Raw genomic sequence first — 7,066 nt, 5'->3', positions numbered from 1 at the left:
CACCTCTTCCCATCCCGAACAGAGAAGTTAAGCCCGCCTGCGCAGATGGTACTGCAATTATGTGGGAGAGTATGTCGTCGCCTTTCTTTTGAGAATCCTCATCATTCATTTGATGGGGATTTTTTTGTTTATAAACCTTTTGGAGGGATCTTAAATTGACAGAGGATAACTTGAATAAAAATTAATCTTTTTTTATGGTTTTCTATTAAATTTACAGCAAAAGCTTTTAAATATTGTATAGAAAGACTTGCTAATATAAGCATCAATTCAAGCTAATGCATTTCAATTTAGAGTTTAGGTTATACTTTGCAATTAGTAAAACAATCGGAATATGATTTGACAGTAAATCTGTTTTTATTTTTTCTGAAGAGCTCTAAACCGTTAATTCAAGAATTAGTACATCACTCAATTAGTTGGATTGTTTAAGCAATAACAATGTATTTTTACTGTATTTTATGGCATGCTTTATATCCGAACTTAAATCAAATTGCATATCTTTTTTATTGCTTATTACTTGATTAAAAAGGATGTAAGTATTTTGAGCCAAATCTGTAATATTAAGTTTTCCTAAAGTGATTCAACTTTTTAAGCTTCTGATTTTTAGAAAGCAAGTAATTCTTTAAACTCCTCGATAAAATAATAAGAAAAGAGCTATTTTTAATCTAACTTCAAAAAGTTATTTTGTGATTTCTGATAAACTTAAAATAGTTGATGTTATTGGTTATACACTGTCAATACAGCTTCATAATAAACTATTTTGATGATCAAAATAAAGTTGTAAAGTTTTTAAAATCAGTAATTTTGGTTGAGGAATTAGCTATAATAGCTATGAAAGTGAGAGAAAATCAAGTTCTGTCGAAATGACATTGTGCTTAAGAATTCGATTCCTCCAAATGATTAAAACAAGTTAAAATTTGTTTTATAAAATACTCAAAAAAACTTTTTTTATGTCTTTAAATAATATTATTGATTAATCTATATATGATTTCTTGGGATAAATTTCGTACTGTCTAATGGAAAACTCGTGTAGAAGTTTTTGAAAAATAAAATTCTGAAAAAGAAATACTTAAAGCAATAAATTTAGATTATTTGAGAATTGGCAAAATACAGCCTGATAAAAATCATCGGTTGAAGTAAAAAATACTTTTATGGGTGAATTTCAAAATATGCAGAAGTGACGCACACAATGGTGTTTATTTTAGTTTTATAATGAATATAAAAACCTGTTCAAAAGATAATTTGATTTGTTCATATTTTAGGAGCTATGGCGAAAAAAAAGAATCCTTAGGATTTTAGTAAATAATGTCGAAATTGCGAAAGAATTTTTAAAAGCTAAGAAACCAAATTCGTTTTATGATGAGACATATACGATTCCTATGGCTTTATTAAAAAATGAAAACCAAATTACAATTCAGTTTGCAGCTAATCCTTAGAATACAACCGTAGGATTATTTGACTGCAGATTGGTAAAACCACAAAACTAATACGAATGATTCAAAAAAAGATTTTACTGCTCACCACTGTATTTTGTTTCTTGGCTGGATTCAGTCAGGAAAAAATGAAACAGTCTATAAATTCCAATTGGCAGTTTTACAAAGGAAAATTAAACCAAGCCGATTTAGAAAATACAAAAACTACAATTTGGGAAGATGTCAATTTGCCGCACAGTTGGAACAAATTTGACGTTATGGATGATCAATGGGGATATTACCGCGGTGAAGGATGGTATAAGAAAACTGTTTATGTAAATCCGCAGTGGAAAAACAAATCGGTTTATCTTTATTTTGAAGGTGCAAATCAAACTACAGAAGTTTTTATTAACGGAAAAAAAGTTGGTTCGCATATTGGTGGTTACACGGCATTCAGTTTTCCGATAAATGAATTTCTTCAGTTTGAAAATCCTGAAAAAGGAAACCAAATTGTAATAAAAGTTGACAATAGTTATAACGACGATATTCCGCCGCTTGATGCCGATTTTACTTTTTACGGAGGAATTTATCGTGACTTATATTTGATTGCTTCAAACGAAGTGCATTTTGATATGACAAACCGTGGTTCTGATGGTGTATTTGTCACTACTCCAGATGTTTCAGCCACATCAGCTAAATTTCAGGTTAAAGGAAATATCGAAAATAATTCTAAATCTTCAAAAGAAGTAATTGTTATTTCTAAATTATTCGATAAAAATAATTTAGAGGTTGCTACTTTAAGTTCTAGTTTGAAACTGAAATCAAATTCAAAAACTGAATTTTTACAGCTTTCAAAAGCGGTTCAAAATCCAAAATTATGGTCGCCAGATGAACCTTATTTGTATAAAGTGGTTACGGTTGTTTTAGATAAAAAAACAAAAGAGCAATTAGATTTATTTTCTGCACCAGTTGGTTTTAGATGGTTTTCGTTTACTGCTGACAAAGGATTTTTCTTAAATGGAAAACCAGCTAAATTAATCGGGGCAAACCGTCATCAGGATTATAAAGATTTGGCTAATGCGTTGCCGGATATTTTAGCCGAAAAAGACATGCAGCTGATAAAAGAGATGGGCGGAAATTTTGTTCGTGTAGCACATTATCCACAAGATCCATCGGTTTTAGAAGCTTGTGACAGAATTGGGATTTTGGCAATGGTAGAAACTCCTGAAGTAAACCGAATTACAGAAACTAAAGTTTTTGAAGAAAATAGCATCGAAATGCAACGCGAAATGATTCGTCAAAGTTTCAATCATCCAAGTGTAATTGTTTGGGCTTATATGAATGAAATTTTGCTTCGCCCAAGATATGATGATAAATCGGTAGAAAGACAGAATTATTACAAAAACGTTGCAACATTGGCTCAAAAGCTTGAAAATGTGACAAGAGAAGAAGATCCAACACGTTATACAATGTTGCCAAATCATGGCGCTTTTGATTTGTACAATTCGGTTGGATTGACAAAAATCCCAATGATTGTCGGATGGAATTTATATCACGGTTGGTACAATGGCGAATTTGGCGGTTTAGAAAAGTTTCTTGAAAACCACCATCGAGTATTACCAGACAAACCTATGGTAATTACAGAATTTGGCGCCGATGCTGATAGAAGAATGCGATCAGATAATCCGAAAAAGTTTGATAAAACGATGGATTATGCAATGTTGTATCACAAACATTATTTGAATGCCATTGAAAATCTGGATTATGTTGCCGGCGGAACTATTTGGAATTTAGTCGAATTCAATTCAGAAGGAAGAGCCGAAAGTTGGCCACACATGAATAATAAAGGCATAATTTCCTGGGACAGAATTCCGAAAGATGCGTATTACTTTTATCAGGCAAGATTACTGAAAAAGCCAGTTGTAAGCATTGGATCAAAAAGCTGGACGAATCGTTCCGGAGTTTTGACTTCAGAAAACGAATCGGTTTTTTATCAGGATTTGGAAGTTTTTTCAAATGAAAATGAAATCACTTTAAAAGTTAACGGACAAAATTTAGGAAGCCAGAAAACAAAAGAAGGATCGACTATTTTTAACGTTCCGTTCAAAAATGGAAACAATATAGTAGAAGCTTTTTCAACTTCAAATGAAAGTGTAAAAGATTTTGCTTCAATTCATTTCACACTTTATGCTCCAAATTTAAGCAGCACAAAATATCCTTTTGAAAATATAAGAATCAGTTTGGGAGATCAAAGACAATTTACTGAAGAATTGACACAGCAAAACTGGCTTCCAGAACAAACATACACAAAAGGAAGTTGGGGTTATGTTGGAGGTCAAGCGTATAAAATGCCTGGAAATCCTCAAATTCCATACGGAACAAATAAATTGATAAAAGGAACTGAAAATGATCCGATTTATCAAACGCAACGAGAAGGAATTGAAGCCTTTAATTTTGATGTTCCAGACGGAAAATATGAATTGACACTTTATTTTGCTGAGTTTCTTTCGGGAAATACAAGAGAGGCGTTGGCATATAATTTAGCAGAGAAAAGTCAGAAGGAAGAAAAAGCCTTTAGAGTTTTTGATGTTTTAGTAAACGGACAATTATTTCTGGAAAATTTCGGGAATAATAATTACTTAGAGCCTGAAAAAGCTGTTGACATGAAAACAACAATTTACGTCAAAGATGGTAAAGGAATTCAGGTTGATTTCAAACAAAAAACGGGTAAAACCATCCTAAACGGAATTGAACTAAAAAGAATTTTCTAAGTTGATTTCACCATTAGATCAATTAGTTATTTAAAAAAAGAATAAAAAGTGCTGACGATATAAACGCCAGCACTTTTTTATTTCATTATCGGGCAGTTAAATTTAGAGAAATCGTTGAAATATTTTCTGTTCCGTCATAGCGCTCCTCCCAAATTTCAATATAGTCGTATTTCTTTAATTGCACAGTTCCTACGATTGATAGAGCCAAAATTGAGGAGCCTAACAATATTAAAGTTCTTTGCTCAATTGATGCGGGAGGCGGATCAGGAAGGCCAGTTGGTGGAAGTCTGTTGCCTTGAGTAAAAATGTTTTTTGGGAAAGAAAAATAGCGAGAGGATTATAATGTATATTTGAATGTCATCAATATTATAAAAAAGCATTCTTTTGAAACTACAATATTCCTATTACCGTAATCAAGATGTACTTTTTTTGGCTAAAGATCTTTTAGGAAAAGTACTTTTTACTCAAATTGAAGGAGAAATAACAGCAGGCGTTATTGTAGAAACAGAGGCTTATTTTGGTATAATGGATAAAGCTTCACACGCTTATGGCAATCGACGTACAAATAGAACCGAAATTATGTACAGCGATGGTGGCGTTTCTTATGTTTATTTATGCTATGGTATTCATAGCATGTTTAATATTGTGACTTCGGTCAAAGATGATCCTCATGCGATTTTAATACGTGCGGTTGAGCCTTTAATTGGTTCAGAAATTATGGAGCGCAGAAGAAATATGTCAGTTACGAAACCTGCAATTTCATCTGGTCCCGGTTCTGTTGCAAAGGCTTTGGGAATTAATTTGTCTTTTAATAAGAAAGATTTAGGAGGCGAAGAAATCTGGATTGAAGATCAGAATATTAAATATAACGAAGATGTAATTGCTGCTGTGCCTCGTGTTGGTATCGCATACGCAGAAGAACATGCTCTTTTGCCATGGAGGTTTTTTGTAAAAGGCAACAAATATGTTAGTAAGCCTAATAAAAATTGCTAAAAGGTTTAAATAAAAAATGACGCTTTAGCAGCGGCCATCTTCATTTAGAGTTTTAGAATCATCGTTAAAATAAAAGCATATTCTTTTATAAATTGAGGATAATCTAATTCGTATTTGTCGGTTTGTTTGAAACCAGCTTTTTCATAAAGAAACTTGGCATCACTGCTTTCCATTACTTTCAGCCAAAGTACAGAACGATTTTTTTCTTTAGAAAAAGAGATGATAAAATTCATTACTGTTTTCCCAATTCCTTTTCCTGTGTATTTTTTCAAAAGATATAATTTGTCCAGTTCCATACATTCTTTTGCAGAATAGTGTTCGATCGGACTTTCTTTCAGCTTAAAATAACCAATTGGATTTTCTTCATCATAAATTAAAAAATAAAAAATAGAAGAATCAGAAAGCTCTTCTTTGAAAATTTCTTTTTTATAAAATTTATCTAAATACCAAGCGCCTCCATCCATCCAAAGGTATTGGTAGGTTTCATTATAAGATTGTAATGCGATTTGATGCAATAAATCGAGATTGGTTTCTTCGCATTTTTTAAATGTAATCAATTGTCTTTTTTTTAAGTTGGGAAATGCAAAATTAGAATAAAATTGAAAAAATAAGGTTCATTTTCAATTTTAAACTTTTAGATGATTTGCGAGCAATTTTTAGTATTTCAGAATAAGATTTTATCTTTGAGCAATATTTAATACCCTCATAATGCCTCCGAAGGAAAAATCAATTTATACAGTTCAGTTTATTTTACTCTGCATGAGTTCGTTGCTGTTTTCATCCAGTTTTAATATGATGATTCCCGAGCTTCCAAACTATTTAAGCAGTATGGGAGGTGCCGAATACAAAGGTTTAATTATTTCCCTGTTTACTTTAACCGCAGGAATTTCACGTCCGTTTAGCGGAAAATTAACTGATAAATGGGGTCGTGTACCGGTTATGGCAATTGGTTCGTCAGTTTGTGTAGTTTGTGGTTTTCTTTATCCAGTTTTAAGTTCTGTATCAGGATTTCTTTTGCTGCGTTTAGTGCATGGTTTTTCAACCGGATTTAAACCAACTGCAACTTCTGCATACGTTGCCGATATTATTCCGCAAAAGAGATGGGGAGAGGCATTGGGAATACATGGTTTATGTTTTAGTATTGGTGGTGCGCTTGGGCCTGCAGTAGGAAGCTTGATATCAAATGAATTTGGAATTAATTTCATGTTTTATTGTTCATCATTGCTTGCGTTTTTATCTATCATTATCGTAATGAATATGAAAGAAACGCTGGCGAAGAAAGAAAAACTCCATAAATCAATGTTCCTTCTTAGCCGACAAGATATTATAGACAGAAAAGCATTGCCTGCAGGAGTTGTAACATTTTTTTCTTATACCGCTTTTGGGCTTATACTTACTTTAATTCCAGATTGGAGCAGTCATTTAGGTGCTCAGAATAAAGGGCTTTTTTTTACAGCATTTACCATAACTTCAGTTTTAGTCCGATTTGTAGCTGGAAAAGTTTCCGACAAATATGGTCGCCCAAAAGTTATATTAGCAGGTTTGTTTATTGTAGTAGTGGCTCTTTTTGTTATAAGTGAAGGAAGAGATATACAATTATTGCTTGTAGGTGCAGGAATCTACGGAGCAGGTACAGGAATTTTGTCGCCTGCAATTAGCGCATGGACAATCGATTTAAGCAGTCCGGAGCATCGAGGAAAAGCAGTTGCTACTATGTATATTTCAATGGAAATGGGAATAGGATGCGGTGCTCTTTTGGGCGGAAGCTACTATAATGATCATATCATGCGCATCCCGCAGATTATGAAATTTGATATTTTGGCCATTTCCATGGGGATTCTTTATTTATTGTATTGGAAAAGAAAAAAGAAATTACAAAGCAGTATTTAAGAA

At 32.7% G+C, this 7,066-nt stretch carries 4 protein-coding genes and 1 rRNA gene; 4 read left to right on the top strand and 1 reads right to left on the bottom strand.

Translation table 11 applies throughout. The features are described from left to right. The 3 genes from rrf to FN795_RS21235 form a co-directional block, all read left to right on the top strand. A 5S ribosomal RNA gene (gene rrf, locus FN795_RS21245) occupies window positions 1–86 on the top strand; the annotation flags it as partial. Window positions 87–1,489: 1,403 nt separating this feature from the next. After that, complete coding sequence (locus FN795_RS21240) at window positions 1,490–4,180, top strand: glycoside hydrolase family 2 TIM barrel-domain containing protein (RefSeq protein ID WP_142452493.1); 2,691 nt, start codon at window positions 1,490–1,492, stop codon at window positions 4,178–4,180. Between the two features lie 384 nt (window positions 4,181–4,564). Continuing rightward, the gene (locus FN795_RS21235; protein WP_142452492.1) at window positions 4,565–5,173 is read left to right on the top strand and encodes a DNA-3-methyladenine glycosylase; all 609 of its coding nucleotides are present in this window, start codon (window positions 4,565–4,567) and stop codon (window positions 5,171–5,173) included. Window positions 5,174–5,217: 44 nt separating this feature from the next. Here the strand turns inward: FN795_RS21235 and FN795_RS21230 are convergent, their stop codons facing one another. Beyond that, on the bottom strand, window positions 5,218–5,730 hold the full coding sequence (locus FN795_RS21230) for a GNAT family N-acetyltransferase (RefSeq protein WP_142452491.1): 513 nt from the start codon (window positions 5,728–5,730) through the stop codon (window positions 5,218–5,220). Window positions 5,731–5,881: 151 nt separating this feature from the next. Between FN795_RS21230 and FN795_RS21225 the strand changes: the two genes are divergently transcribed. Further along, complete coding sequence (locus FN795_RS21225; RefSeq protein ID WP_142452490.1) at window positions 5,882–7,063, top strand: MFS transporter; 1,182 nt, start codon at window positions 5,882–5,884, stop codon at window positions 7,061–7,063. Window positions 7,064–7,066: the final 3 nt, after the last annotated feature.

It is taken from the genome of Flavobacterium resistens (genome assembly GCF_900182645.1).
GTDB lineage: Bacteria > Bacteroidota > Bacteroidia > Flavobacteriales > Flavobacteriaceae > Flavobacterium > Flavobacterium resistens.
This window is presented reverse-complemented; position numbering and strand designations above follow the sequence as displayed.